31 protein-coding genes and 1 pseudogene are annotated in these 24,662 nt (G+C 68.2%); 10 read left to right on the top strand and 22 right to left on the bottom strand.

Annotation, left to right across the window (positions count from 1 at the left end; genetic code table 11):
- The first annotated feature begins 101 nt into the window (after positions 1-101).
- Positions 102-668, top strand: coding sequence for a hypothetical protein (locus tag CV_RS01420; protein WP_052278743.1), 567 nt, complete (start codon positions 102-104; stop codon positions 666-668).
- Positions 669-730: 62 nt separating this feature from the next.
- Complete coding sequence (locus CV_RS21950; RefSeq protein ID WP_052278742.1) at positions 731-3,361, top strand: cytochrome c peroxidase; 2,631 nt, start codon at positions 731-733, stop codon at positions 3,359-3,361.
- Between the two features lie 24 nt (positions 3,362-3,385).
- Here the strand turns inward: CV_RS21950 and CV_RS01410 are convergent.
- Positions 3,386-4,304: pseudogene (locus CV_RS01410) on the bottom strand (LysR family transcriptional regulator).
- A 94-nt stretch (positions 4,305-4,398) separates the two neighbouring features.
- Between CV_RS01410 and CV_RS01405 the strand changes: the two are divergent.
- Positions 4,399-5,016 (top strand): short chain dehydrogenase, encoded by a 618-nt coding sequence (locus CV_RS01405; protein ID WP_011133852.1) that lies wholly within the window; start codon positions 4,399-4,401, stop codon positions 5,014-5,016.
- Between the two features lie 4 nt (positions 5,017-5,020).
- Here CV_RS01405 and CV_RS01400 read toward each other — a convergent pair whose 3' ends face one another.
- The 6 genes from CV_RS01400 to CV_RS01375 all read right to left on the bottom strand — a co-directional run bounded on the left by CV_RS01400 (position 5,021) and on the right by CV_RS01375 (position 10,209).
- The gene (locus CV_RS01400; protein ID WP_011133851.1) at positions 5,021-5,746 is read right to left on the bottom strand and encodes a hypothetical protein; all 726 of its coding nucleotides are present in this window, start codon (positions 5,744-5,746) and stop codon (positions 5,021-5,023) included.
- A 110-nt stretch (positions 5,747-5,856) separates the two neighbouring features.
- On the bottom strand, positions 5,857-6,660 hold the full coding sequence (locus tag CV_RS01395; RefSeq protein ID WP_011133850.1) for a mechanosensitive ion channel family protein: 804 nt from the start codon (positions 6,658-6,660) through the stop codon (positions 5,857-5,859).
- Between the two features lie 75 nt (positions 6,661-6,735).
- On the bottom strand, positions 6,736-7,470 hold the full coding sequence (locus tag CV_RS01390) for an NAD-dependent protein deacylase (RefSeq protein WP_011133849.1): 735 nt from the start codon (positions 7,468-7,470) through the stop codon (positions 6,736-6,738).
- A 49-nt stretch (positions 7,471-7,519) separates the two neighbouring features.
- Entirely contained in the window at positions 7,520-7,852 is a 333-nt protein-coding gene (locus tag CV_RS01385) for a nucleotide pyrophosphohydrolase (protein WP_011133848.1), read from the bottom strand.
- A gap of 79 nt (positions 7,853-7,931) precedes the next feature.
- Positions 7,932-9,836 carry a bifunctional 2',3'-cyclic-nucleotide 2'-phosphodiesterase/3'-nucleotidase gene (locus CV_RS01380; RefSeq protein ID WP_011133847.1) on the bottom strand — a complete coding sequence of 635 codons (1,905 nt, stop codon included), beginning with the start codon at positions 9,834-9,836 and terminating at the stop codon, positions 7,932-7,934.
- Positions 9,837-9,873: 37 nt separating this feature from the next.
- Complete coding sequence (locus CV_RS01375) at positions 9,874-10,209, bottom strand: winged helix-turn-helix transcriptional regulator (RefSeq protein WP_043595248.1); 336 nt, start codon at positions 10,207-10,209, stop codon at positions 9,874-9,876.
- A gap of 93 nt (positions 10,210-10,302) precedes the next feature.
- Here CV_RS01375 and CV_RS01370 point away from each other — a divergent pair, with 93 nt between their 5' ends.
- Positions 10,303-10,839, top strand: a complete 537-nt coding sequence (locus CV_RS01370) for an NAD(P)H-dependent oxidoreductase (protein ID WP_011133845.1) — start codon at positions 10,303-10,305, stop codon at positions 10,837-10,839.
- Between the two features lie 58 nt (positions 10,840-10,897).
- On the opposite strand, the gene gstA is transcribed toward CV_RS01370, so the two are convergent.
- The 4 genes from gstA to CV_RS01350 all read right to left on the bottom strand — a co-directional run bounded on the left by gstA (position 10,898) and on the right by CV_RS01350 (position 14,818).
- On the bottom strand, positions 10,898-11,509 hold the full coding sequence (gstA, locus tag CV_RS01365) for a glutathione transferase GstA (protein WP_011133844.1): 612 nt from the start codon (positions 11,507-11,509) through the stop codon (positions 10,898-10,900).
- A 99-nt stretch (positions 11,510-11,608) separates the two neighbouring features.
- Positions 11,609-12,178, bottom strand: coding sequence for a DUF4337 domain-containing protein (locus tag CV_RS01360; RefSeq protein ID WP_011133843.1), 570 nt, complete (start codon positions 12,176-12,178; stop codon positions 11,609-11,611).
- A 74-nt stretch (positions 12,179-12,252) separates the two neighbouring features.
- Positions 12,253-12,513 (bottom strand): VF530 family DNA-binding protein, encoded by a 261-nt coding sequence (locus CV_RS01355; protein ID WP_011133842.1) that lies wholly within the window; start codon positions 12,511-12,513, stop codon positions 12,253-12,255.
- Between the two features lie 61 nt (positions 12,514-12,574).
- A complete protein-coding gene (locus CV_RS01350; RefSeq protein ID WP_011133841.1) occupies positions 12,575-14,818 on the bottom strand; it encodes a DUF3141 domain-containing protein in 2,244 nt (747 codons plus the stop codon).
- Between the two features lie 189 nt (positions 14,819-15,007).
- Here CV_RS01350 and CV_RS21940 point away from each other — a divergent pair, with 189 nt between their 5' ends.
- The 4 genes from CV_RS21940 (at position 15,008) to CV_RS01330 (ending at position 16,784) form a co-directional block, all read left to right on the top strand.
- The gene (locus CV_RS21940; protein WP_052262711.1) at positions 15,008-15,466 is read left to right on the top strand and encodes a Spy/CpxP family protein refolding chaperone; all 459 of its coding nucleotides are present in this window, start codon (positions 15,008-15,010) and stop codon (positions 15,464-15,466) included.
- A gap of 50 nt (positions 15,467-15,516) precedes the next feature.
- The gene (locus CV_RS01340; RefSeq protein WP_011133839.1) at positions 15,517-15,933 is read left to right on the top strand and encodes a hypothetical protein; all 417 of its coding nucleotides are present in this window, start codon (positions 15,517-15,519) and stop codon (positions 15,931-15,933) included.
- Positions 15,934-15,949: 16 nt separating this feature from the next.
- The gene (locus CV_RS01335; protein WP_011133838.1) at positions 15,950-16,411 is read left to right on the top strand and encodes a glycine zipper family protein; all 462 of its coding nucleotides are present in this window, start codon (positions 15,950-15,952) and stop codon (positions 16,409-16,411) included.
- Between the two features lie 178 nt (positions 16,412-16,589).
- A complete protein-coding gene (locus CV_RS01330; RefSeq protein WP_147296170.1) occupies positions 16,590-16,784 on the top strand; it encodes a hypothetical protein in 195 nt (64 codons plus the stop codon).
- A 41-nt stretch (positions 16,785-16,825) separates the two neighbouring features.
- On the opposite strand, the gene CV_RS01325 is transcribed toward CV_RS01330, so the two are convergent.
- The 7 genes from CV_RS01325 to CV_RS01295 form a co-directional block, all read right to left on the bottom strand.
- Positions 16,826-17,290: a DMT family transporter gene (locus tag CV_RS01325; protein ID WP_043595244.1), complete on the bottom strand. Its 465-nt coding sequence runs from the start codon at positions 17,288-17,290 to the stop codon at positions 16,826-16,828.
- A 284-nt stretch (positions 17,291-17,574) separates the two neighbouring features.
- The gene (locus CV_RS01320) at positions 17,575-17,964 is read right to left on the bottom strand and encodes a YkgJ family cysteine cluster protein (RefSeq protein WP_011133835.1); all 390 of its coding nucleotides are present in this window, start codon (positions 17,962-17,964) and stop codon (positions 17,575-17,577) included.
- A 58-nt stretch (positions 17,965-18,022) separates the two neighbouring features.
- The gene (locus CV_RS01315) at positions 18,023-18,598 is read right to left on the bottom strand and encodes an AAA family ATPase (RefSeq protein ID WP_011133834.1); all 576 of its coding nucleotides are present in this window, start codon (positions 18,596-18,598) and stop codon (positions 18,023-18,025) included.
- Positions 18,591-19,142 (bottom strand): hypothetical protein, encoded by a 552-nt coding sequence (locus CV_RS23275; RefSeq protein ID WP_011133833.1) that lies wholly within the window; start codon positions 19,140-19,142, stop codon positions 18,591-18,593. The genes CV_RS01315 and CV_RS23275 overlap by 8 nt, the downstream gene beginning before the upstream one ends.
- Positions 19,139-19,492, bottom strand: a complete 354-nt coding sequence (locus CV_RS01305) for a nuclear transport factor 2 family protein (RefSeq protein WP_011133832.1) — start codon at positions 19,490-19,492, stop codon at positions 19,139-19,141. The genes CV_RS23275 and CV_RS01305 overlap by 4 nt, the downstream gene beginning before the upstream one ends.
- Positions 19,493-19,516: 24 nt before the next feature.
- Positions 19,517-19,807 (bottom strand): putative quinol monooxygenase, encoded by a 291-nt coding sequence (locus tag CV_RS01300; protein WP_011133831.1) that lies wholly within the window; start codon positions 19,805-19,807, stop codon positions 19,517-19,519.
- 16 nt (positions 19,808-19,823) lie between these two features.
- Positions 19,824-20,330, bottom strand: a complete 507-nt coding sequence (locus tag CV_RS01295) for a RidA family protein (protein ID WP_011133830.1) — start codon at positions 20,328-20,330, stop codon at positions 19,824-19,826.
- Positions 20,331-20,506: 176 nt separating this feature from the next.
- Here CV_RS01295 and CV_RS01290 point away from each other — a divergent pair, with 176 nt between their 5' ends.
- Complete coding sequence (locus CV_RS01290) at positions 20,507-20,809, top strand: DUF6506 family protein (RefSeq protein ID WP_043595242.1); 303 nt, start codon at positions 20,507-20,509, stop codon at positions 20,807-20,809.
- Here the strand turns inward: CV_RS01290 and CV_RS01285 are convergent.
- Both CV_RS01285 and CV_RS01280 read right to left on the bottom strand, forming a co-directional pair.
- Positions 20,767-21,564, bottom strand: coding sequence for a helix-turn-helix domain-containing protein (locus CV_RS01285; RefSeq protein ID WP_011133829.1), 798 nt, complete (start codon positions 21,562-21,564; stop codon positions 20,767-20,769). The genes CV_RS01290 and CV_RS01285 overlap by 43 nt on opposite strands.
- A 71-nt stretch (positions 21,565-21,635) precedes the next feature.
- Entirely contained in the window at positions 21,636-22,817 is a 1,182-nt protein-coding gene (locus tag CV_RS01280; RefSeq protein WP_011133828.1) for an alkaline phosphatase family protein, read from the bottom strand.
- A gap of 180 nt (positions 22,818-22,997) precedes the next feature.
- Here CV_RS01280 and CV_RS01275 point away from each other — a divergent pair, with 180 nt between their 5' ends.
- Positions 22,998-23,318: a glycine zipper domain-containing protein gene (locus tag CV_RS01275; protein ID WP_011133827.1), complete on the top strand. Its 321-nt coding sequence runs from the start codon at positions 22,998-23,000 to the stop codon at positions 23,316-23,318.
- Positions 23,319-23,387: 69 nt separating this feature from the next.
- Here the strand turns inward: CV_RS01275 and CV_RS01270 are convergent, their stop codons facing one another.
- On the bottom strand, positions 23,388-23,588 hold the full coding sequence (locus CV_RS01270; RefSeq protein ID WP_043595237.1) for a DUF3079 domain-containing protein: 201 nt from the start codon (positions 23,586-23,588) through the stop codon (positions 23,388-23,390).
- A 50-nt stretch (positions 23,589-23,638) separates the two neighbouring features.
- Positions 23,639-24,661, bottom strand: coding sequence for an MBL fold metallo-hydrolase (locus CV_RS01265; protein ID WP_011133826.1), 1,023 nt, complete (start codon positions 24,659-24,661; stop codon positions 23,639-23,641).
- Between the last annotated feature and the right edge of the window lies 1 nt (position 24,662).

The raw sequence follows: 24,662 nt of genomic DNA, 5'->3' as shown, positions 1-24,662 counted from the left end.
CTCTGTCCGACGCCTTTTTTCCGCCCGCCGCTGCAAATGACATTCGAATCAACTATGTTTTGCAGTATGCGAACCGCTTTCCCACCGACTGGAGACACGCCATGTCCGTCCTGCTGCGCCGCGCCGCCGTCGCTTCGTTCAGCCTGATCCTGATCGCCTGCTCCACCACACCGCCCGCCAAACCGGGCCTGTCCGCCAACGGCTGCGTCGGCGCCGTGATGCCGCCGCCGGCCGGCATGAGCGCGGCGCAGAATCCCGAGCTGCTGGCCAAAGCCGTCGGCGCGCCGGGCAAGGGCGGCCTGTGCGAAGGCGCGGTCTACCGCCAGGACGCCGCCGCCGGCGCCGTCGTGTACCGGGTGTGGGACAGCGCCAAGCCGGGCTCCCGGCTCGGGCGCTGGTGGTCGTTCAGCCAGCCGCGGGGCCCGGTCGCACAGTACCAGGCAGCCAACGCGATCTGCCCGGCCTGGAGCCAGCTCAACAGCGTGGTGCGCTGCCAGCTGAAAACCGGCGTCCAGGTGGCGGTGGGCCCGGGCCAGAGCGCCGACTGCGCGCCCGATCCCGACTTCCCGCCGTCGCCGGTCAACCAGGTCTACGTCCCCAACACCAGCCCGGACGACATCCAGGTGGAAAACTGCCAGGACGAGGGCGCCTTCCCGCCGACGATGTAAGCGTTTGCGATGGAGGCGGCCGGCGGTGCATAATCGAGGATTTTGATAATAATTCTCATTACATGCACCGCCTCGCACCACCTCTGCTTTCCGTTCTGCTGCTCGCCGGCTGCGGCGACGCCATCGGCGTCAGCGGCCCCGCATCCTCTGCGCCGCTAACCGGCCGCTTCATCGACAGCGCCGTCAGCGGCCTGGATTACGAAACGCCGACCCGCGCCGGCAAGACCACCGCCGCCGGCGAATTCCTGTACCAGGCTGGCGAAACCGTCGCCTTCCGGATCGGCAAGCTGGAAATCGGCGCCGCCGCGGGCGCCCAGGTGCTGACGCCGCTCAGCCTGGCCGGCGCGCGAGACGCCGGCGATCCCGCCGCGCTGAAGATCGCCCGCCTGCTGCTGACGCTGGACCAGGACGACAACCCGGCCAACGGCATCCAGATCGATCCGGCCGACGCCGCCCGTTTCCGGGAGCCGAAAAAGCTGGCCGACATCGACGACGCCCAAGCCCTGCTCGACCGGCTCGGCATCGGCCGCAGCCTGGTCAGCGCCGAATACGCCCAGGCCCATCTGCAGTTGAGCCTGGCCGCGCTCGATCCCAAGCGCCCCGCCCGCTTCCAGGCCCGCGGCGCAGCCGACGGCCATCCCCTCGCGTCCGGCGAGACCGCCGGCTGCATGGATGACGGCCAGACCGGACTCAGCTGGGAAGTGAAGGCGGAAACCGGGCTGCGCAGCCGCCTGCACAGCTACTACGCCAGCGCCAGCCGCGAAACCGAACAGCCGGCGCAGTGCGAGCCGGGACAGGAAGACTGCCTGGCCGTCACCTACGTCGACGCAGTCAACCAGCAGCAGCTGTGCGGCCACGACGACTGGCGGCTGCCCAGCGAGCGCGAGCTGAAAACGCTGCTCGACTGGAGCCAGCGCGATCCGCAACGCAATCTGCCGGCGATAGACCGCCACGCCTTCCCCGACGCCGAGCCGGCGTTCTACTGGACCGCCACCAGCCGCCAGGCCCGGGGCTCGCTGGCCGTGGCCTTCGACGACACCCACCGCACGCTGCCGCACGTCAGCCTGAGCCTCGGCATGCCGGCGCGGATCCGGCTGGTGCGCGGCCCGTCGCTGCCGGACGCGCCCAATCCGGAAGACCTGCCGCAGACGATTCCGCCCTACATCCCGGTGGACCGCGGCGGCGAACTGGCCAAGCCGGGCGCCGACGCCGCCTGCGTCGACGACGGCGAGCACCCGGACGCCTTCCTCAACGTGGTGCTGTGGCAGGCGCGGCCGCGCGACATCCAGGCCGGACAACTCTCCGCCGCGCTCGGTGAAGCCAATGCCCAGGCCTGGTGCGGCCAACGCGACTGGTCGCTGCCCAGCGCGGCCGACGGCGGCCGCTGGCTGCAGCTGCGCCTGGCCGGCGACGCCGCGTTCCGCGCGGCCTTCCCCGCTGCCGCCGCGACGACGGCGATCTGGGTCCGCGACCAGGCCGGCACGGCGCGCATCCTGCGCGCGGACGGCCAATACGCCGATGCCGGCGCCGCCGCCTTGCTGGCCATCAGCAAACGTCCGGCCAGACCGCCGATGCCGGACAGCGACGACGCGCCGCCCGACGCCGCCACGCTGGCCGGCTGGCGCCAGCAGTACCTGCGCTACCGTCCCGGCCAGGCCGCGCAGCCGGATTGGCCGGCGCCGACGCTGGACGCCGACGCCCGCAACGGTTTCCGCGACCTGGGCCTGCTGCCGGCGATGCCCTTCCCGGCTGACAATCCGTACACGCCGGCCAAGGCGGCGCTGGGCGAAAAGCTGTTCTTCGATGCCCGGCTGTCGCGCAACAACCGCATCGCCTGCGCCAGCTGCCACGACCCCGCCCACGGCTGGGCCGACCCCCGCGAAGTCTCGTCCGGCCATGTCGGCCAGCTGGGCGGCCGCAACGCGCCGACGGTGATCAACAGCGGCTACTTCGCCCGCCTGTTCTGGGACGGCCGCGCCGCCAGCCTGGAACAACAAGCGCTGGGCCCGATCGCCAACCCGCTGGAGATGCACCAGCCGCTGGCCGCGGCGGTAGCCAAGATCGCCGCCGCGCCGGAATACCCGCCGCTGTTCGCCGCCGCCTTCGGCGACGCCGCGGTGGACAGCGGACGGCTGGCGCAGGCGCTGGCCACCTTCGAGCGGACGCTGATCAGCCGCGACAGCGCCTTCGACCGTTTCCTGAAGGGGGACGCGCAGGCCCTGAGCGACCAGGCGCTGTGGGGCCTGCAGCTGTTCCGCACCAAGGCGCGCTGCCTCAACTGCCACAACGGGCCGGAATTGTCCGACCAGCGCTTCCACAACCTGGGCCTGCACTTCATCGGCCGCGACCGCGAGGACCGGGGCCGCGGCGCGGTCACCGGCCGCGCCGAGGACATGGGCGCCTTCCGCACGCCGGGCCTGCGCGAGCTGCTGTACACCGGCGGCTACATGCACAACGGCGACATGCCGCTGTTCACCGACGACGGCAGCGGCGTGCTGGAGTTCTACAACAACGGGGGCAACGAGGTGGCCGCGGCCGGCTTGGACAAATACACCCAGCCCAAGCCTTCGCCGCTGCTCAAGCCGCTTGGCCTCGGCGAGGCGGAAAAACAGGCGCTGCAAGCCTTCCTGCGGGCGCTGTCCGGCCCGCCGCGGCTGAAGCCGGCGAGTCCGGACGAACTGTCGCGCCGCTGAGCGTCTCCAACCAGGCCGGCGCCCTCAGCGCCGGCCTGGCGGCGAAGCCTGGCCGGCGAACCACTCGGCGCAGAAATCGATCAGCGCCCGGGACTTGGCCGGCTGCGGCGTTTTCTTCGGATAGACGAGATAGACCGGCCGCGCCGGCGTCTCCCAGCCGGCCAGCACCCTGACCAGCCTGCCGCCCAGCAAGGCGGCGCCGGCGACGAAATCCGGCAGCCGCGCGAAACCGGCGCCGGCCTCGGCCAGCTTGCGGTTCAGGCTGTAATCGCCGACCTGCAGCCAATGCGCCACCTCCACCTCTTCAGCGCCCGTCCCGCTCGAAACGCCAGCGCGCCCCGCCGTGGTAGCGGCTGTGCACCACGCAGGGCAGCCGCGCCAGATCGGCCGGCTCGGCCGGCGCGCCGCGCTCGGCCAGCAGCGCCGGCGCCGCCACCACCCAGTCGCGGGTCAGGAACAGCTGGCGCGCCACCAGCTGCGGCGGCAGCTCCCGGCTGGAGCGGATGGCCAGGTCGAAGCCCTCCTCCTCCAGGTCGCGCTCGGCCACGCTGACGTCCAGCGCCACCGAGATGCGCGGATACTGTTGATGAAAAGCCAACAATAGCTCGGCGCCGAACGCGCCGGCGAACATCTGCGGCACGGTCAGCCTCACCGTGCCGTGCGCGTCGCCGCTCAGGCCGCGCACCGCCGCGGCCGATTCCCGCAGCAGCGCGCGCAAGCGGCGGCAGTAGCCGAGATAGGCGTGGCCGGCCTCGGTCAGCGTCAGCTTGCGGGTGCTGCGGAACAGCAGCTGCGCGCCCAACAGCGCCTCCAGCCGGCTCAGCTGCTTGCTGACCTGCGACTTGGACGTGGCCAGCCGCTCCGCGGCGGCGGTGATGCTGCCGGCCTCCGCCACTTCGAGGAAGACCAGCGCCAGTTCGGACGAGGGTTCGATTGTTTCCATATCGGTTCCAATACTTCCACGTTTGCCCGGTTTTTCCAAGCCGCGCGCGCGCCTAAGCTGACGATTCCCCCACTCAAGCTGCAAGGAAGACGATATGAAGATTCTGCTGATAGGCGGCAGCGGCAACATCGGCCGCGCCATCGCCGCCGAGCTGTCCGGCCGCCACGAAATCATCGCCGCCGGCCGCCATCACGGCGACGTGCGGGTGGACATCGAGGACGAGCAAAGCATCGCCGCCATGTACCGGCAGCTGCCCCGGCTGGACGCGGTGGCGGTGGCCACCGGCGGGCGCAACGGCCATGTCGGGCCGCTGGCCGAGATGAACGCCGAGCGCTACCGCGTCGGCCTGGATGCCAAGCTGATGGGCCAGGTCAACCTGGTGCTGCGCGGGCTGGACAAGGTGGCCGACGGGGGCTCGTTCACGCTGGTGGGCGGCGCCTGGCAGCCGCAGGCCATCGTGCCGCTGCTGAGCAACGTCTACATGGCCAACGCCGCGCTGGAGGGTTTCGTCAACGCCGCCGCGGTCGAACTGCCGCGCCGGCTGCGCATCAACCTGGTCAGCCCGCTGCTGCTGGCGGAGTCGGAAGCGGAATACGGGCCGCTGTTCCGCGGCGTGCCGCTGGTGGAGGCGCGCCAGGTGGCGCGCGCCTACAGCCTGAGCATAGAAGGCGCGCAAACCGGCCAGACTTACCGGCTGGGCCGGCTGGATTGAACGGTCAGGCTTGCGCCAGCCACGGTCGGCCGACCGCCTCCAGCCTGGCGGCGAAGGCGGCCGGCGGCTCCCATCCGCGCTCGGCGGCGTGCGGCGCCACCAGCTCCATCGACAGCTGGCGGGCGAAGTCGCGGAACAGCCGCTGCTGCGACTCGTTGCGCAAACGGTGGCCGAATTCCTTCTGCACCGGGATCAGCAGGTAATTGACGAAGGGGCTGGCGCCGTCGCCGGAAGGGATGAAGACGCCGTGCTTGTTCTCGCCCGGCAGGCCAGCCGCGCGCGCCGCCTCGCCCAGTTCGCGCAGATAGCCTTCCGGCATCTTGCCGCCGTTGGCGCGATAGAAGGCCTGCTTGGCCTCGCTGTAGATCGTCGCGTAAGTGGATTCCAGCGCCTGCCGGCGATAGACCGGGTCGGCCATGCCGTCCCGCAGGCTGTCTAGCCGCGACCGTATCATCGCCTTGACGTCGCCCGGGCTCAGCGGCGACCGCGCCGCCCCGCCCCGCGTCAACGTAGTCGGCGCGGGCTTATCCGCGCCGCGGGCGCCAAGAAAGCGGGCAGAAAACCGCTGCCAGCCCTGCTCGATCGCCGCCGCGGAACGGCGCGGCGCCGCTTCCGCCACATTCGCCGCCCGGCGAAACATGCCGGCCAGACCGCGCCCGGCCCGCGCCGCCCGCTCGCCGAACTCGGCCGCGAACTGGCGCAGTCCGGCGTTCAATACGCCTATCTTCATCGCCTTCCCTCCTGTTTCCGCCGCGCCGATCGCACGGCATGCCAGCGCATTTAAAGGCAAGCGCCGCTGCCGGGCTTGTAAAAATGGCTCAAGGCGGGAAGGGAAAGAGATCAGCCCTGGCGCACCACCATCGCCTGCTCCGGCGTCGGGAAACCGGCCGCGCCCAGCGTTTCCCGGATCGCCCGGTTGGCGTCGAAATACACTTGCCAGTAATGTTCGGGCGCGCAGTAGGGCCGCACCGCCAGCACCGGGCCCAGCGCGGTGGATTCCAGCAGGCCCACGTCCGGCGCCGGCGCGGCGAGCACATTGGGAATGCGCCCGATCGCATCCTGCAGCAGACGTATCGCCTGGGCGTGGTCGGCGCTGCTGGCCAGCTGCGCCTTCAGATCGACGCGCCGCATCGCGTTGGCGCTGTAGTTCTGGATGGTGTCGGAGAAGATCTTGTTGTTGCCGACCAGCGTCTGCACGCCGTCAGGCGTGTCCAGCGTGGTGGCGAACAGGCCGATCTCGCGCACCTGGCCGGCGATGCCGGCCACCAGCACCACGTCGCCCACCTTGAAGGGCCTGAGCACCACCAGGAAGATGCCGGCGGCGAAATTGGCCAGCAGGCCGCTCCAGGCCATGCCGACGGCGACGCCGGCGGCGGCGATCACCGCGGCGAAGGTGGTGGTCTGCACGCCGAAGAAACCGAGAATGCCGATCACCAGCACTACGGTCAGCGTCACCGACAGGAAGGAATGCGCGTAACGGCGCAGCGTCGGGTCCAGCTGGCGCGCGCTCAGCTGCTCGTCCAGCATCCGGGTGGACAGGCCGATCAGCCAGCGGCCGATCAGCCACAGCAGGATGGCGGCGACGATATTGCCGGCGAAGTTCGCCGCCAGGTCCAGCCAGTGATTCCAGTTGATGCGATCCATTGCCTATTCCCCTTGAATTGCCGCGAACGGCGGCCTTCTCAAGATAGGCGCTGGCCCGGCTCGGTGCCAGCGGGATCAGGCGCGCAGCTGGCGGCAGGTGTCGCCGATGCCGGCCTGGATGCACAGATCGAACAGGGCGTCGAAGCGGGTGGGCGTGTAGTTGATCAGCGCGCAGGGGATGCCGGCCCGCGCCGCCTCCACCGGGATCAGGTTGACCGGCGACACTTCCAGCGACGAACCCATCACCAGCAGCAGTTCGGCGTTCAACGCCGCCTGGAAAGCGACGTCGATCAGCGGTACCGCCTCGCCGTACAGCACCACGTCGGGCTTCAACGCGGCGCCGCAGCGGCGGCAGGCCGGCAGCTCGTGCCGCTGTACGTAGTCCAGCGGGTGCGGCGAGCGGCAGTCCGGACAGCTGGCGGTCAGCAGCGTGCCGTGCAGCTCCAGCACGCGGCGGCTGCCGGCGCGGCCGTGCAGGCCGTCGATATTCTGGGTGAGGATGGTGACTTCCTTGCCGGACGCCTCCAGCGCGGCGAGGAAACGGTGGCCGTCATTGGGCTGGTAATCGCCGACCAGCTTGATGTGGAAGATGTCGCGGAAGGCGCGCCAGAAAGCGGCGGGATCGCGCCGGAAATAGTCTACCGACACCGCGTCGGTCAGGCTCATGTCCCTGGACCACAAGCCGTCGGCGGAGCGGAAGTCGGGAATGCCGGACTCGGTGCTCATGCCGGCGCCGGTCAGCACCGCGATGCGCCGCGCGCCGTCCACCAGTTGTCGCAGGTACTGCAGCTGCCGTTCCGTTGCGCTCATCCACCGCTTCCTTGCCGCCGGGCCATTCATGGCCACTATAGCGTAAGGGTCAAGGCGCCGGATATTTTATTGCATTCTTGACCATCTTATCCCGAACCGCCGCATCCAGATCCACGCCGGTCACCATCGCCAGCCGGGTCAGATACAACAGCACGTCGGCGATCTCTTCCTGCAGGTGGGTGAACTGGGCCGGGTCTTCGCGCAGCCGCGCCGCCGCGTCGTCGTCCAGCCACTGGAAGATCTCCGCCAGCTCGCCCACTTCGCCCACCAGGGCCAGCAACAGGTTGCGCGGCGTGTGGTGGCGGTTCCAGCCGCGCTCGTCGGCGAAGCGCTGCAACGCCGCCGTCAGGCCGCGGGTATCGATCAGTTTCTCTTCGTTCATCGGGCATCCCTGTTCCACGTGGAACCTCTGTCGTTTGGCGCCGCCGGCTCCGGGAAAACCATCCGGCGGCGCACCCACCTTACTCCGCCAGCTCCAGCGTCGCCGAGCCGTCTCCGTTTTCCTGCACCAGCTTGAACTGCTTCTGCTCCGGCAAATAGCGCAGCGCCCCGGCGCCGGTGGTGAAGCGCAGGCCGACGCCGGCCACAGGCAGCACGCGCCAGTTCCGGCTCTGGCCCAGATCGATCACCTTCTTGCTGGCGAGATAGCCGGCCAGCGCGGCGCGGTTCTCATCCGGCGCGTCCACCACGATCTTGTCGGCGCTGATGCCGGGGAAGTTGCCGCCGCCGCTGGCGCGGTAATTGTTGGTCACCACGACGAAGCGCTGCGCGGGGTCGATCGGCTTGCCGTTGAAGGTCAGGTTGACGATGCGGCGGCTGTCCGGCGCGACGAGCTTGCCGTCCCCGTCGTAACGGGCGGCCTGCGTGACGTCGATCTGGTAGCTGACGCCGTACAGGCTGTCGAAATTGTAAGAGCGGAAGTCCGGATTGATCAGTTCCTGCGCCGCCGGGCCCTTGGGATCGATGCGCCGGAACTGGCCGGCCGACATCTCCAGCCACTCGCGCACGTCGGCGCCGGTGATCTTCACCGCCTTGATGGTGTTGGGGTAGATGTAGAGGTCGGCCAGGTTGCGGATGGCCAGCTTGCCGGCCGGGATGTCGGTGTAGTAGTTCCAGCCCTGGCGGCCGCCGGCCTTGAACGGCGCGGCGGCGGACAGGATGGGCAGCTTCTCGTATTCGGTGCCCTGCAACGCCCGCTGCATGTACCAGCGCTGCGCTTCGGCGACGATGGCCACCGACGGATCGTCGGCTACCTGGGCGAAATAGCTGTAGATCGGCCGGCGGGTCGCGGCCACCTCGCCGCGCACGTAATCCAGCGTCGCCTGGTGCTCGGCGCCCACCAGCGCCTTGATGCGCGGATCGGCGTCGACCAGCGGCTTTTTGGCCTGCTTGTCGAAAATGGGCCTGAGCGACGCCCGCTTGTCCACCACCCGCCACTTGCCGTCCGCCTGCTCCAGCGTCAGGTCGATCACGCCAAGGTGGTCGCCCCAGCGGCCCGGCATCGCCGCCGGCACGCCATTGATGGTGCCGGCCTTCACATCCACCTTGGGGTAGCCGGCGAAGGCCTGGGAAGGAAACTCGGCGTGGGCATGGCCGAACAGGATGGCGTCGATGCCCGGCACCTCGGCCAGGCCGGACACGGCGTTCTCGGCGAAACGCGGCAGCTCGCCTTTCTCGAAACCGGAATGCGGCACCGCGATCACCACGTCGGCGCCGGCGGCGCGCATCTTGGGGACGTAGTCGCGCGCGGTTTCCAGGATGTCCCGCACCGTGACCTTGCCCTGCAGATTGTTCTTGTCCCATTGCAGGATCTGCGGCGGCGCGAAGCCGATCACGCCCACGCTCAACGCGTGGGTCTGGCCCTCGGCGTCCTTCACCTCGCGCTTGAGCAAGACATAAGGCGTGAACAGCGGCTGGCCAGTCCCGGCGTCCAGCACGTTGGCGTTGACGTAGGGAAAGGCCGCGCCTTTCAGCGACTGCCGCAGGAAAGGCAGGCCGTAGTTGAATTCGTGGTTGCCGAGATTGCCGGCGTCATAGCCCAGCGCGTTGAGCGCCTTGTAAGCCGGGTGGGTGTCGCCGGCTTTCAATGGCTTGACCTTCGCCACCAGGTCTCCCATCGGACTGCCCTGCAGCAAGTCGCCGTTGTCGATCAGCAGGCTGTTGGGCGACTCGGCGCGCGCGGCGGCGATCAGGCTGGCGGCGCGTTCCAGGCCGAAGTCGGCCACCGGCTTGTCCTGATAGTAATCGTAAGCCAACAGGTTCATGTGGACGTCGGAGGTTTCCAGCACCCGCAGCTGGACCGGGGCGGCCCAGGCGGAGGCGGCGAGCACGGCGGCGAAGGAGGCGGACAACGGCGCAAGTTTCATCAGGGAAGGCCTTCTGGGTGTTTTTATCGCGTCCGCATTATACGCCCGTCCGGCCCCGCGCCAGGTAGCCGGCCCCCCACTCGCACATCGCGTCGATGATGGGCCGCAGCGAGCCGCCCAGCTCGGTCAGCCGGTATTCCACCCGCGGCGGCACCTCGGGATGCACGGTACGCGAAACCAGGCCATCGCGCTCCAGCTCGCGCAACTGCTCAGTCAGCACCTTTTGCGACACGGCGGCCAGCCGCCGGCGCAGTTCGCCGGTGCGCAGCTCGCCGCCGTCCATCAGATGGCAAAGGATCGCGCACTTCCACTTGCCGCCGACTAGCCGCACCGTCGCGTCTATCGGAAAATTCAGTTCCGCCAACTCCCGCATAGATTACCTTCAGGTTCCCATGAAACGAAAAAGTGCTTACTTATCAATTAATTGAAAAGACCATAGCATGGCGACTCACTTCAAGGAGATGCCATGAAAACGCTGATCATCGTTGCCCACCCCGACCTCGCCCGATCCCGCGTCAACCGCCGCTGGACGGAAGCCTTGGCAAGACATCCCGAACGCTACGCCGTTCACTCGCTTTACGACGTCTATCCGGATGAGCGCATTGACGTCGCGCGCGAACAGGCGCTGCTGGAAGCCCACTCGCGCATCGTGCTGCAGTTCCCCTTCTACTGGTTCAGTTCGCCCCCGCTGCTGAAGAAATGGCAGGATCTGGTGTTGGACGAGGGCTTCGCGGTGGGGCCGCGGCCGGAGGACCGGCGGATGGCGGACAAGCGCATCAGCGTGGCGGTGTCCACCGGCATCCGCGGCGAAGACTTCGCCGCCGGCGGACGCTACCGCTACCCGATGGACGAGCTGCTGCGCCCATTCGAGCTGACCTGCCGCTACATCCGCGCCCGCTGGCTGCCGGCCTTCACGCTGCACGGCGCGGAACACGATCTGAGCGACGCCGAGATCGACGCCAGCGCCGATGCCTACCTGCGTTATCTGGACCTGGCGGCCTGAGCCGCGCGCCAAAGAAAATGCCCGGCATGGGCCGGGCATCGCGAACGGCGGCGGAGGCTTACTTGAGCAGGCCTTCCGCCTTCAGCGCCTGCTGGACCGCCGGCAGCGCGGCCACCCGCTTCAGGTAGTCCAGCAGCGCTGGATAATCGGCCAGCGAGCGCTGCACGTACTGCGCCCAGGACAGGCAGGTGAACAGATAGGCGTCCGCCACGCTGAACTGGCCGCCCAGCAGGTAAGGCGTTTTCTCCAGCTGCGCCTGCAGCAGCACGAAGCGCGGCTGCAGCCGACCCCAGGCGTCGTCCTTGACCTCGTCGTTCTTGCCGAAGAACAGCGGCGAGAAATTCTTGTGGATCTCGGTGGAAATGAAGTTCAGCCACTCCTGCAGCCGGTAGCGCGGCAGCGTGCCGTTGGCCGGCGCCAGCTGCTTGTCCGGCGCCTGGTCGGCGACGTACTGCATGATGGCCACGCCCTCGGTCAGCAGCTCGCCGTTGTCCAGCCGCAGCGCCGGCACATAGCCCTTGGGATTGATGGTGGTGAAATCGACGCCGCCGGCGGTGGTGTGCGGCACCTCGCGCAGGCTGACCGATTCCGCATCGAACGGCAGGCCGCTGGCGAACAAGACGATGTGCGAGGCCAGCGAGCAGGCGCCGGGTGAGTAATACAGTTTCATCGCAATGCTCCTGTGGGAAGGATGGGATAAAACGCAACCGCGCCAGCCTGAGCCAAAACCATGCCGATTGCAACCCCCTTCCCGCCAGGGCTTTGCCGCTCAGCCCAGCAGGCTGATCAGCCACTCGATGCGCAAATTCCAGCCGGCGAAGCCGGCCAGCCAGAACAGCACGCCCACCGCGCCGAAAGCCCAGGACGCGAACAAGGGCAGCAGGTTGGCCGACAGCGCCGCCACCGCCGCGCAGGCGACCGCGATCGACAGCGCGGCGTCGCTGATGTCGAACAGATCGTGCCGCGCGTTCAGCGACTCGAAGCCCTGCTCCTTGCCTTCCGCCTTGCGCTTCAAGGCCTCGCTTTCGGCCTTGTAGCGCGCCAGCTCATGCTGCAATTGCTGCTGCTGCGGCTTCAGCGCCGCCGCGCCGGCCGGATTCGCCAGCGCCAGCAGCTCGGCTTGGCGCGCGCTGGCCTCGGTCAGGTGCAGCTTGATTTTCTTGGCCTGGTATTCGGACCAGGCGTCCGCCGCGTCGGCCTTCAGCAGCTGGCGCGCCTGAACGATGTTGTCGTCCTTCAGCTTGCCCAGTCCCATCAGCACCGACAACAGCACCACGGTCAGCGCCACCCAGCTGTTCAGGCGCTTCTTCTCCGCTTCCACGCTGATTTCGACTTCCATGTCCTCTCCCCTTGCGTCGGCGGCGGACTATCCGCCGCCTGGTACAACATAACGCGGCAAGCGGCGATCGGATGTCAGCCGGCCTTCTTGCCGAACAGCCGCGGCCGGGTATCCGCCGGCCGCGACTTCATTTCGATGAACAGCGCCTCCACCTTGGCGCGCGCCCACGGCGTGCGGCGCAGGAAGACCAGGCTGGACTTGATGCTGGGATCGTTGCGGAAGCAGCGGACATCGACGCGCGCCGCCAGCCCGTCCCAGCCGTAATGCGCCTGCAGCTGCTCCAGCATCATTTCCAGCGTGACGCCGTGGGTGGGATTGTTGGCCTGGCCGCTCATCGAAAACATCCTGTAAAAGCAAAAGCGGCGAGTGTAAGCCGCCGCCCGTCCGCTGGCAAAGCTACTTGGCCGCCGTCTTCTTGCGGCCGCCGCCCGCGCGCGGCTTTTTCAGCACCACCGCCGCGCCGGCGTCCGGCACCTCGCCGCCGGTCACCCCCATCGCCAGCGCCACCCGGCCCAGCCGCTGCTGCTTTTCCACGCTGATCGGCCCGGCGGCCGCCAGCAGCAGCATCACCAGCTCCAGCGCCATCGACCGCTGCGCCTCGCCCGGCAGCAGGTCCTTGATGGTGGACAGCGCGCGCTTCTCGTCGTTGCGCACCAGCCAGGTCTGCCGCCTCACCACCTGCTTGAACGCCTCCAGCGTCAGCTCCTCGCCCAGGCCGGTGTCCTGCATCACCCGGCGTATCGCGTTGAACGGCCGCACGTCGACCACGCCGTTGCCGATGGCGACATAGATCAGCAGGCGCAGGAAACCATCCACCGCGCCGCCTTCGGAATAATGCTGCTCCAGCTCGCGCCGCTTCAGCCGCAGCATCTCCTTGCGCTCCCAGCCGCCGTGGTGGCTGCGCAGCCGGTAGGGCCGCCGCGGATGCAGGCCGACCAGCGCGGCGGTCAGCGGAGCGTCGTAGACGGCGCGGAAAGTCATTTCCTTCACTGCGTCGCGCTGGTCGCGCCAGCCGTCCAGCAGGCTGGCGGTCCAGTCCGACACCGTCTGCTGCCACTGCCAGAACGGATTGTCCTCGGACACCGGCTTGCGCGCCGCCCTCACCTTGTCCGCCCATTCCGCCATGCCGGTCAGCAGAGGGTTGCGGCTGGAAAACCAGCGCCGCTCGAAGCGCGACGGGTGCATCTCCCGCATCAGGTGCGCGGTCCACGGCGTGGTGCAGGCCTGCAGCCACGGCGACACGAAGCTGTCGTACAGCTGCTGGTTGATCTCCGCCACCCGCTTCACCACCTGGAACGCGCGCTCGCCGTCGCGGCCGTCGCCCAGCGCCAGGATGTCGTCCACCTCGCGCGGCTCGAAGCGGATCACGTAACGGCCCTGCAGATACTGCAGGCCGGGCATTTCCGGATAGGTGTCGGTGATCACCGCCTCGTAGAGGCCGGGCGGCAGCACGTCGATCAGGTCCAGCGCGCTGGCCAGCTCGCTGTGCTCCTTGTTGGCCACGCCTGCGGACACGAAGATGCCCAGGTGGCCGATCTGCTCGTGCAGGCAATAGACGATGGTCTGCTCGTTGCCGCGGATTTCCTCCACGTCCTTGTACAGGTCGGCGATCCAGAACAGCGCCTGCTGCGGCGGCGTGATGTTGTCGCCCCAGGACGCGAACACGATGATGGGCGAGCGGATCTGCCTGAGGTCTATCCGCACCGCGCCGTCGTCCAGATACACCTCGCCGCGGCTCAGCCGGTTGCCGACGAACAGGTTCTGGCTGATCCACTCCATCTCTTCCTTGTTGAGCAGGTAGTGGCCGCCCCACCAGCGCTCGAACTCCAGGAAGCGGTTGCGCTCCTTGTCGATGTTGGCGTACAGGTGGTAGCCCTTTTTCCAGTAGGTGTTGGCCGGGTCCAGCTGCTCGAAGTTGGAGACCAGGTGCGCGCCATCGAACTGGCCATGGCCCAGGTCGCCGGTCAGCGAGGCCAGCCAGGTGCCGCCCAGCATGCCGCCCTGGTAGCGCATCGGGTTCTTGCCGGCTACGCCGGCCCAGTAGGACAGCGGCGAGCCGGCCAGCAGGATGGGGCCGACGTCCTCCGGCGCCGAGGCCGCCACCATCGCCAGCGCCCAGCCGCCCTGGCAGTTGCCGATCGCGAACGGCTTGCCGGCGTTGCCCGGGTGCATCTCGCGCACCTTGTGCAGGAAGGCCTTTTCCGCCCGCCACACGCACTCTATGGTCTGGCCGGGCACCGGCACCGGGAAGAACATCACGAAATAGCAGGGATGGCCCTGGCGCAGCGCGATGCCGATCTCGCTGTCCATCTTGAAGCCGCCGATGCCCGGCCCGTGGCCGGCGCGCGGATCGATGACGACGAAGGGGCGCAGCCCGGGATCGGTGGGCGGGCAGTTGGCCGGGGGACGAATCGCCGCCAGCGCGTAATTGACCGGCTCATCCAGCTCGCGGCCGTCTACGATGATGTCGTAGTCGAACACCAGCACCGGCGGATTGCCGGACGCCTGGTGCTCAAGGTAGGTGTCGCCGCGCTCGCGCAGCACGTCGCAGAACAGCAGGCCCCGCTGGGCGGCGTCGGTCCAGTAATCGACCCAATGCTGCCCCCACGACCACCAGCCCCCCTTGTCGGTTTCCGCCATGCCGATCTCCCGCTTGTCCCCAGCTTCCACTGTAGCCCACGGCGGCTGCCCCCACCGCCCCACGGCAAGAGTATCAATGAGTTATTGCGGATTAACAGTCATGAACATAAGCGATGCGGGCGGCAAAACTCGCCTGACAATTGCGTCCAATACTGCAGCCACCAAACACTCACGCGAAGGAAGACCATCATGACCCAGCTGCTCAAACCCCTGCTCGTCGCCGGCCTGCTGCTCGCCGGCTCCGCCGCCGTCCACGCCGAGGATGCCGCCCCCGGCATGCCGGAACAGGGCATGCACATGATGGATCCGGCCAAGCGGGACGCGATGATGGCCAAGCACCTGCAGGCGCTGCACGACAAGCTGAAGATCCAGCCTAAGCAGGAAGCCGCCTGGCAGGCCTTCGCCGCGTCGATGAAGCCGGAAAAAATGGAAAAACCGCCGATGGACGACAAGGCCACCGCGCCGGAGAAAATGGAAAGCATGATGCAGCGCCAGCAGGCCCGCATGCAGAAGCGGCTGGACGCATTGAAAGCCTTCTACGGGCAGTTGACGCCGGAGCAGCAGAAGATCATGGACCATCTGCATGGTCCGCACGGCATGCCGCGGCATCCCAAGAAGCCGGACGGCGCCCCGCCAGCCAACGGCTGAGCCGGCAAACCGATCCCGCGCGCGCCGCAACCGACCGAAAGAGGCCCATCATGAAAGGCTGCATCCGCTTGAGCGGCGCATGGCTGGCCGCCGCGCTGGCCGTGGCCGCCGTCGCGCCCGCCGAAGCTTACCCCCACCACGGCGGACCGCGCGTCAGCATCGACGTCTGGCGCGGCGGTTACTGGCACCACGGTTATTACCATGGCAGGACGGGCTGGTGGTGGGTGGCCGGCGGCGCCTGGTATTTCTACACCGCCCCCATCTATCCCTACCCCAGCCTGTACGCGCCGCCCGCCATCGCCGTGGCCCCGGCGGTGCCCGCCGCGCCGGCCGTGCCGGTCGTTCCCGCGGCGCCGCAGGAGCCGGCCCAGGTCTGGTACTACTGCAAGGCGGCCAAGCAGTACTACCCCTATGTCAGCGAGTGCCCGGGCGGCTGGAAAACCGTGCCGGCTCAACCGCCCAGGTAAGCCGGGAGGAAACGTCATGAAAACGCGCTACCGCATGCTGTTGCTGCCTCCTCTGCTGGCGGCCTGCGCCACGCTGCCCACCGGCCCCACCGTCGCGGTCATGCCGGCGCAGGGCAAGCCGTTCGATGTGTTCGCGCAGGAAGAACAGCAGTGCCGCGCCTATGCCGCCGGCAGCATAGGCGGCGACAGCAACCAGGCCGCCAACGCCAGCCTGGCCGGCAATATGGCGCTGGGCACGGTGGCGGGCGCCGCCGCGGGCGCGCTGATAGGCGGCAACCATCAGGGGGCAGGGGTCGGCGCCGGCGTCGGCCTCTTGGCCGGCACCGCGGCGGGCGGCTCCAGCGGCGCCTACGCCGGCTACGATTCCCAAACCCGCTACAACATCGCCTACCAGCAGTGCATGTACGCGAAGGGCAACCAGTTGCCCGGCCAGTATCCGGCGCGGCGCGCCTATCTGCCGCCGCCGCCGCCCTATTGATTCAATACGGGCGAAACAAGCGCCAACAAAAACCATTCAACATATTGAAACAAAAAGAAAACTTCAGGAAACACCTTCGGTCGAATTGGCATTAATAATGAAAGTACGCCCAAGACATTTCCGGGGCCGCAACGGGAAACCACGGGCGATCCATTCAACAACACCAAAGGATTCCGCCATGCTCAGACCGCTCATGCCCACGCTGGCGCTAGTGTTGGCCAGCGCGTTCGCCAGCGCCCAGGACGCCAATGTCCGCCCCTTCGACAACCCCGCCGTCCCGCCCAGCGTGCCGCTGTCGCTGCAAGACATGAATCCGGCGCCGCAGGCTCCCGCGCCGGCTCACGCCCCGCAAACGGCGCCCGCCCAGCAATAAGTCCGTGTCCATCCCGCCGGCTTGTCCGGCGGGATCGTTTTTCAGCGCCCGAACCAGCGGTCGCCGAAATTCACCAGCAGCACGCCCGCCACCACCAGCGCCGCGCCGGCCAGCCTGGCCGCGCTCAACTCGCGCAAGGGCATCATCAGCCAGCCAAAACGGTCGAAGCACAGCGAGGTGAACACCTGGCCGGCGATGATCAGCGAAACCATGGTCGCCACGCCTAGCCGCGGCGCCAGCAAGGTGGTGCCGAACACGAAACCCGCGCCCAGCACCCCGCCCAGCAACATCCACCATTCGACGCGGGCCAGCGCCGCCAAATTTTGCCAGCGCTGGCCAGTCGCCAACGACAGCAGCGCCAACGTCAGGCAGCCGGTGCCGAACGATACCAGCGCCGCCAGCAGCGTGCTGTTGCCCAGCAACAGGCGCAACTGGTTGTTGACCGCCGCCTGCAGCGGCACCACCACGCCGACCAGGAAAGCCAGCAAGGGAAAAATCGTCTGCATCGCCATGTTCCTCAATAATGCCCTGCCGCCGCCGCGCGTTTCGACAGATGGCAATCCCGCGGCCGCCGGATTTCTCCATCCTTCAAGATGAAAAAGCGGATGCCGGCCGGCATCCGACGTTCCACGTGGAACGCGGCCTCGCAGGCCGCGCGGTTGCCGATATCGCCCGCGCAGACGATGCGTTGTCGATGCCTAGCATCCGCATGCGTCTGCCGTGACGGCGCATCATCGCTCTGGACATGCCGGTTTCAGGAAGGGCCAACGGGCCGACAATGATAAATGAATTATTTCAAACGCGGACGGCTATCGCGGGTATAGGCGCAGAAATTGGGCTTGGGACCGACCTTGGGATGGTTGCGGCACGTGTTGGGACGGCGCTCGTAGATGGTGCAGCGCCGCGTTTGCGCGTCCAGGTACAGGCAGTCGCCATTGGCCCGCTGCGCCAGCGTGAACAGGCTGTTCTTGAAGTTGAAATGCTGGATCACGCGCTGCTTCTCCAGCCGCTTGGCGATGCCCTTGATCGGCTCTTCCAGCTCGAACTCGTCGATCACGCCGATGCGCACCAGGTCGGGCAACTTCACCTCCACCGGCATCGTGCAACAGGACGCCATGCAGTCGTCGCACAGGCCGTTCTTGTACTTGATCCAGGTTTCCAGGCGGTTGATGTCGGCCACGGCTCATCCTTAACACATTGAATACGCGAAACTTTCCCATTGCGGGAAAGCGCGCATTCTACGGATGCCGCGGCGGATCGGCAAGCGCGCCGGCGGCAAGCGCATCACGCGTCCACGCCAGCGCCCCGCTCAAGTCGGTCTGGACCGAGGCATCCAGAATCAGGCATTGCCCCAGGCCCAGAGGGCCTAAACGCTCGGCGCGGCGCAACTGCAGCGACAAGGCCCCGGGATCGCGCTGCGCATCCAGATGGCCGGGGTGGCGGACGCGGCGGGCGAAACGCGCGGCGGCCAATTCGGCGGGACAGCGGCAGTGCAGCTCCAGCACCAAGCGTCCAGGCCGCGCCAAGCCCCCTATCGGCGTGCCTGAGCCGCCCTCTCCCCGCGGATGCCGCCACCAGGAACAGGCCACGGCGCGCGGCGCGGCCTGCAGCGCCGCCAGAAAACGCGAGTCGGCCTCGCGGCTCAAGGCCCTGCGCCAGGCCGCATCGCCAATGCCGCGCGCGTCGAACAGCGCTTCAAGAAAATCATCTTTATCCAGGCATGGCCAAGCCAAAGCCTCGGCCATGCCGCGCGCCAGCGTGCTCTTGCCGCTGCCGGGCAAGCCGCTGACCAGCAGCAGGACGGACTCAATCATGCCGCCCATCGCCTTCCGGCAAGATAAGCCCGTTCAGCCAGCGCGCGGTTTGCGCCGGGGCGCGAAAGACTTGCCACGACGCCGGACAGGCGGCGCGCAGGGCGGACAGCTCGGCGCGGCGCTTGCCATGGCCCCGCCACATCCACAGCAGCAGCGAATCGCGCGAGAACAGCGCGCCGCGCAAGGTTTCGCGGTTGCCGTGCGCCAGCGTCTCCCGCTGCCAGGCCCGCCGCAGGCTGCGCCGTACGATGCGCCAGGCCTGCAAAGGCCGCGGGTAGTCCAGCCAGACCACCAGCTCCGCCCGCGGCAGCAGCGTCCGCAGCGCGGACGCGTAGCTGCCTTCCGCCACCCAGCGCGGCTGCGCCGCCAGCGCCGCCACCTCGGCGGAAAACGCTTCGCGCCGCGTCCAGCCCGGCCCCCAGAACCAGGCGTCCAGCTCCGCCAGCGGCACGCCGGAGACTGCGGCCAAGCGGGTCGCCAGCGTGCTCTTGCCGGCGCCGCTGCCGCCGACGATCAACACCCGGTTGGGCAAGCGCTCCGTCATTGGTAATGCGCCGCCGCCCGCCGGATTTTGCCGGCCTCGTCCAGCCACAGCACCTCGGCCGCCAGGCCGCGCGCGCCGCGGTAATGTATCGTCAGCGAATCCGCGCCGGTCAGCGTGGCCAGATGCTCGAAACGCAGGTCGGGCAGCCGCCGCAGCGCCTCGGCCCAGTAGGCGGCCACCGCCGGCTTGCCTTGCAGCCGGCCGGACGGCTCGCCGGCCAGCTCGGCGATATAGGGCGAGCTCATTTCGAAATCGTCGCGGTAATGCGCCAGGATGCGCGCCAGGTCATGGCTGTTCCAGGCGTCTATCCATTCCCGCGCCAGTTCTTCGGCGCATGACTTGTCCAGCATCTGCATGCTCCCTCAAATGCGGTTTCAACCGCCCAGCCGAACCGACGGATGCGCGGCGCGGCGCGCGCGCGGCAGCACCTCGGGCAAATAAATGGTCTGGATCGCGTCCAGCTTGCCATGCGCCTCCCAATGCGCGCGGCTTTGCCAATGCTCGACCAGCACGAACACCTTGGGATCGGCCTCGGAATGGTAGGCCTCCCACAGCAGGCAGCCGGGCTCGGCCAGGCACCGCGGCCGCATCCGCGCCAGCGCGGCGGCGATGGCCGGCACATCGGCCTCTGTTTTCGCTTCCAAGGTCACAATCAGGGGAAACATCGCGCCCTCCACGGCATCAGCCAGGCAAAACCGCCTCGGCTTCGATTTCTATCAACCATTCCGGCAACGACAAGCCGCTGACCAGAATCCATGAACTGGCGGGCGGATTGCGGGGAAAACGAGCGCGCAACGCATCAGCGATAACCTGCTGTTCGTGCCGGGCAGATTCGGCGATATAGATGCGCAGCATCGCCACCTGATCCATCCGGCCACCCGCCGCCGCCAATACCCGCTCGATATTATCCAGCGCCTGCTCGGTCTGTCCCGCCAGATCCGGCGCTACCGTGTTCTCTTCGCGATCCACGCCTACCTGGCCAGACAACAACAGGCGCCGCGCCATCGCCGGCACCGCCACAGCTTGGCTGAAGCCATATTGCAGGCTGTCAAACACCGTGTCTGGATTCAATGCAGTCAAAGCCATCTGCTTGATTTCTCCCATTTCAATTGAACGCCATCCTCCGCAGGCCGGCGCCACCTCGAAATCGTAGATACCCAGCCAGCAATGGAAGAATCCTACTTTCATGTCTGAGGATCGCGGCAGCTACGATCCTGTGCCTCATGCCGCCTCCCCAAACAAAACAGCATAGCACCGGCATTATTCCATTGAAATATCCATGCCGGCGGCCGCACGTTTTTCCAAGATGCCAGGGCGAGGCGCCGCTTAAGCTCAGGTTTTCACGCACAGAGAAGGAAACCGCCATGGCCCTGAAAGCCGCCTTTATCTTCATCGCCCCGCATGGCGACCCTCAACGCCATCGATCCACGACCGCTACGCCGGAAGTGGAGGTCCTCACCCTCGCCGTCTCCAGCTACCGCCAGGCCGGCGAAGTCGCCCGCGAACTGGCTGAACAAGGCTGCGCCGCCATCGAGCTATGCGGCGGCTTCGGCCATCAGGGCGTCGCCATCGTCGCCGCCGCGGTCGGCAAGCTGGCCGCCGTCGGCGCGGTGCGCTTCGATCCTCACCCCTTGCTCGGCCATCGCTCCGGCGACGAACTGGCCTGAGCGCCGGCCAACGGGGAATAGAACAAGGACAGCGCCGGATCGCGCAGCAAACGCGCCGGCGGCTGTCCAGCGAAGGCCAGCGCGTCGCGATGCAGATGGGACTGGTCGCAATAGCCATGCTCGCAGGCCAGCCCGGCCAAGGCCGGCCGCGGCTGGAACGCCGCGTCGCGCAGGAATTTCTCGAACCGGCACAGCCGGTGATAGAGCTTGGCGCTCACGCCCTGGCTGGCATGGAAGCGGCGGGACAAGCCGCAACGGTCCACGCCCTTCTCCACCGCGTATTCGCCCAGCGCGAAAACGGCGCTGTCGGCGAATATCTGCCGCGCCAGATGCCGCATCCGCTCCAGCTCGGGCTCCGGCCGCAGCCGTCCGCGCAGGAAACGGCCAGCCATCTCGCATTGCGCATCGAAATCCGCCCGCGCCATGCGCGCCCACAAGCCGCCCGCCTCTGGCCACGCGCGCGCGGGCGGCGTGACGCGGTCCACCAGCAGCGACAGCGGAAGCGAGCAAAGCTGCGGCAAGGCGCCAGCGCGGAAGCGTACGGCGAAGACCGGCAGCGCCGGGCGCGCGATCCGCTGGATGCGCCTGCGAAAGCACAGCAAGCCGGCCGCGCCGTCCTCGCCCAGCCACAATTCCGCGCCGGTGCCGGGCAACAGCGTCAAAACCTGGGGATCGGATGGCTCGAAACGATAGCGGCGAAAACTGTGTATCCAGGGTTCAAGCCCTGGAGCGGGCCTGCGTAGTTGGGTCTGCATCGGCGATGTCCGGAAAACATTGCGGCCATTCTGCGGCGGCCCGCCCGCCTACGCTTGCGAAAATGTGCCGCTCAACCCCGGTAGACGATCAGCGGAATCGCCTGCTCGTCCGGGTGGACGCCGGCATGGACGCCGGCGAGGCGCAACGTCTTCTCGCCCGGCAGCGTGTCGCGCAGGTTCCAGCCCGACTTGGCGATCAGCACCGCGTCGCCGCAGCGGCGCGCCAGGTCCGGATGCGCCGGCCCCGGCCCAAACACGCCGGAAGTCCGCAGCTCGCTGCCCTCCACCACCCAACAGGCGTGGCCCAGGCGTTGCCGCGCCAGCTCGATGAAACGCGCGGCGCTGCCCGGCTTCGCGTGGCAGTAGGCCAGCCGCGTCTCGCCTGACAGCGGCCGCGCCAGCAGGCCATACAGCTCCGGATCGGCGTCCACGTCCAGCCATTGAGCGTCCGGCGCGGCGACGAAGCCGTGATCGGCGATGGCCGCCACCGCGGCGTCGCACTGGCCGGCCTCGTCCAGCAAGGCGGCGAATGCGGCGTCGATTTCCGCCAGCAGCGCGCGCGCCGCGTCGCAATCCGGTCCCTGTTCATGCATCAGCGTGTCCAGCTGCGGCAGGTACAGGTAATGGAAGGCCGGCTGCGGATCCGCCAGCCGCCGCGCCAGCCGGGCGAAGCCGTCGGCCAGCCCGCGATAGGCGACGCGCTCCGCATGGCCGGCGTGGTGGCGGCTGCACGGGGAATAAGCGATGAAATCCGGCAGGTAAAGGAACGCCGGCCGCGCCAGCCGGTCGAACATCGGTCGCGCGCGGTACAAGGTGTCCGCGCGATGCTGTTCCTGTCCGCCGGCGTCGGCCGGATGGCGGGCGTACAGCGGCAAGGGCGCGATGATTTCCTCGCCGTGCAACAGGTGCCAGCCGATCAGCCCATGTTCCGCCGGGGAGCGGCCGGTCAGCACCGTGGTGACGGCCGCGGCCGTGGTCGGCGGAAACACGCTGCTGATCGTCGCGCGCTGCAGCGCGCGCAGCCGGCTGTCCGGACCCAGCCGCCGCAGCTGGGCGTCGCCCAGGCCGTCGATCAGGATCAGGCAGACATGGCGATGGTTGCCGATGCCGGCCAGCGCGCCGGATGTCAGCGGCGCGTGGCCCAGGTCGGGTCCGCCCAGTTCCAGGCTCAGCGTCTGCATCAGGTTGAGCAGCCCGCCGCCCTGGTAGTCCGGCCATGCCGCGCCGGGGCACAAGGTAGCCAGATCGGCCATCGCAGCCCTCCCGGGAAAGGTAAGAACCCCATTCTCGGCAGCGCGCGCCGCCGCGTCAACGCGATGCGGCGGGCGGCCGGACAGCCAACGCAAGCATTACATTCGCTAACAATCTGATACAGTTGGCCGCCACGCAAACCAGTATGCTGCGTCCATCTGTTTTTTACTGGAGATAGCCGCATGAAGCGCGCATTTGTCATCATTTCGCTGAGTTTGGCCGGATTGGCCGCCACCGCCCAGGCGGACACCTCCACCATCGTCGGCGGCGCGCTGGGCGGCGCCGCGGGCGCGGCGGTGGGCGAGGCTGTCGGCGGCCGCAACGGCGCCATCATCGGCGGCGCGGTCGGCGGCGGCGCGGGCGCGGCCATCGGCCACGATTACGGCCGCAAGCCGGAACCGCGCGAAGAAGATCGCAGCTACCGCAAGCACCGCCATCATCGCCACCATCACGACCGCGGCAATTTCTGCCCGCCGGGACAGGCGAAAAAAGGCCGCTGCTAAGCGCGAAGCCGCAAAAGAAACGGGACGCCGAGCGTCCCGTTTTTCATTGCCGGCGCGAATTCGCCGCGCCTACGCTTCCCTATCCGCGCCGTCCTCCGGTTCGAACCAGCCGTCGCCGAAGATCTCCGCCGGGTGCTGGGTGCGGCTGCTGCCGTTGCCGCAGGCCATGTCCGCGGCCGGACAGTACTTGTCGCAGCCCCAGCAGATGCGCTCGGGGTGGCGGGGATGGAGGGGAAACTTCTTGGCGGTGCCGGGGACGGAGGATGACATATGCGCATTGTGCGGCCGCTCCCGTCCCTCGTCATTGATCTGAAATAAGGCTAGCGCGCCGGCGCGGCCGCCGACTTCAGGCCTGCCAGGCTGTAAGGGACAGGCTGCCAGGCGTAGCCGGCGCCGTCGCGGCTGACATAGCCCAGGCCTGGGAAGCGGATGTGGGCGGCGCCCACCAGCCAGCCCTGGCCCGCCGCCTCGTCCATCCGCGCCAGCCGCTGCTTGGCGGCGGCGGCGGCGTCCACGTCGAAGCGTATGGTCACGCCGGGCTTGGCGAACTGCACGTCCTGCGCGTGGATCAGATCGCCCCACAGCACCAGCTTCCTGCCTTCGCTTTCCACCAGGTACAGCGTGTGCCCCGGGGTATGCCCGGCGCCCGATGCCGCGCGGATGCCGGGCAGCAACTCCGTCTCGCCGACGAACGGCTTCAACCTGCCGGCTTCGATATAGGGCCGCAGCGCCGCCTCGGAGTCGGCGAAGGCATGGCGCTCCTCCTTGGCTACCTTGCCGGCATTGGCCGGATTCAGCCAGAAATCCACGTCCCGCTGGTCCACCCGGATGTCGGCGGCGGGGAACATCCGCTTGCCCTGGCGCGTCAGGCCGCCGGAATGATCGGCGTGGATGTGGGTGAGCAAAACCGTGTCGATGTCCTCCGGCTGGTAGCCGGCCGCGCGGATGCTGTCCAGCAGCTTGCCGCCGGCCTGGCCGAACAGGTCGCCGGCCCCGGTGTCCACCAGAACCAGATGGCTGCCAGTGTGGATCAGGAAGGCGTTGATCGAGGTTTCAACCTGCGTGCCGAGGTGAGCCTGCGCCAAGCGGCGCGCGGTATCCGCCTGCGGGTTGCGCAGCAGTTGGTCCAGCGGAATGGTCACCGTGCCGTCCGACAGCGCGGTCACTTCGAAAGCGCCCAGCATCATCCGGTAGAAACCCGGGGCCTGGACGCGCGCCTGCGGCGGCGGGGACAGCTCGGCGGCATGCGTCGGCGCGGCGGCGGCGCCCGCCAGGGCGATGGCCAGGGGCAGCAGACGGATGGCGCGGGCGGCGGCATGGTATGGTGCGGAGATGATGCGCATG

The sequence above is a fragment of the Chromobacterium violaceum ATCC 12472 genome, assembly GCF_000007705.1.
In the GTDB taxonomy this organism is placed as follows: domain Bacteria; phylum Pseudomonadota; class Gammaproteobacteria; order Burkholderiales; family Chromobacteriaceae; genus Chromobacterium; species Chromobacterium violaceum.
This window is presented reverse-complemented; position numbering and strand designations above follow the sequence as displayed.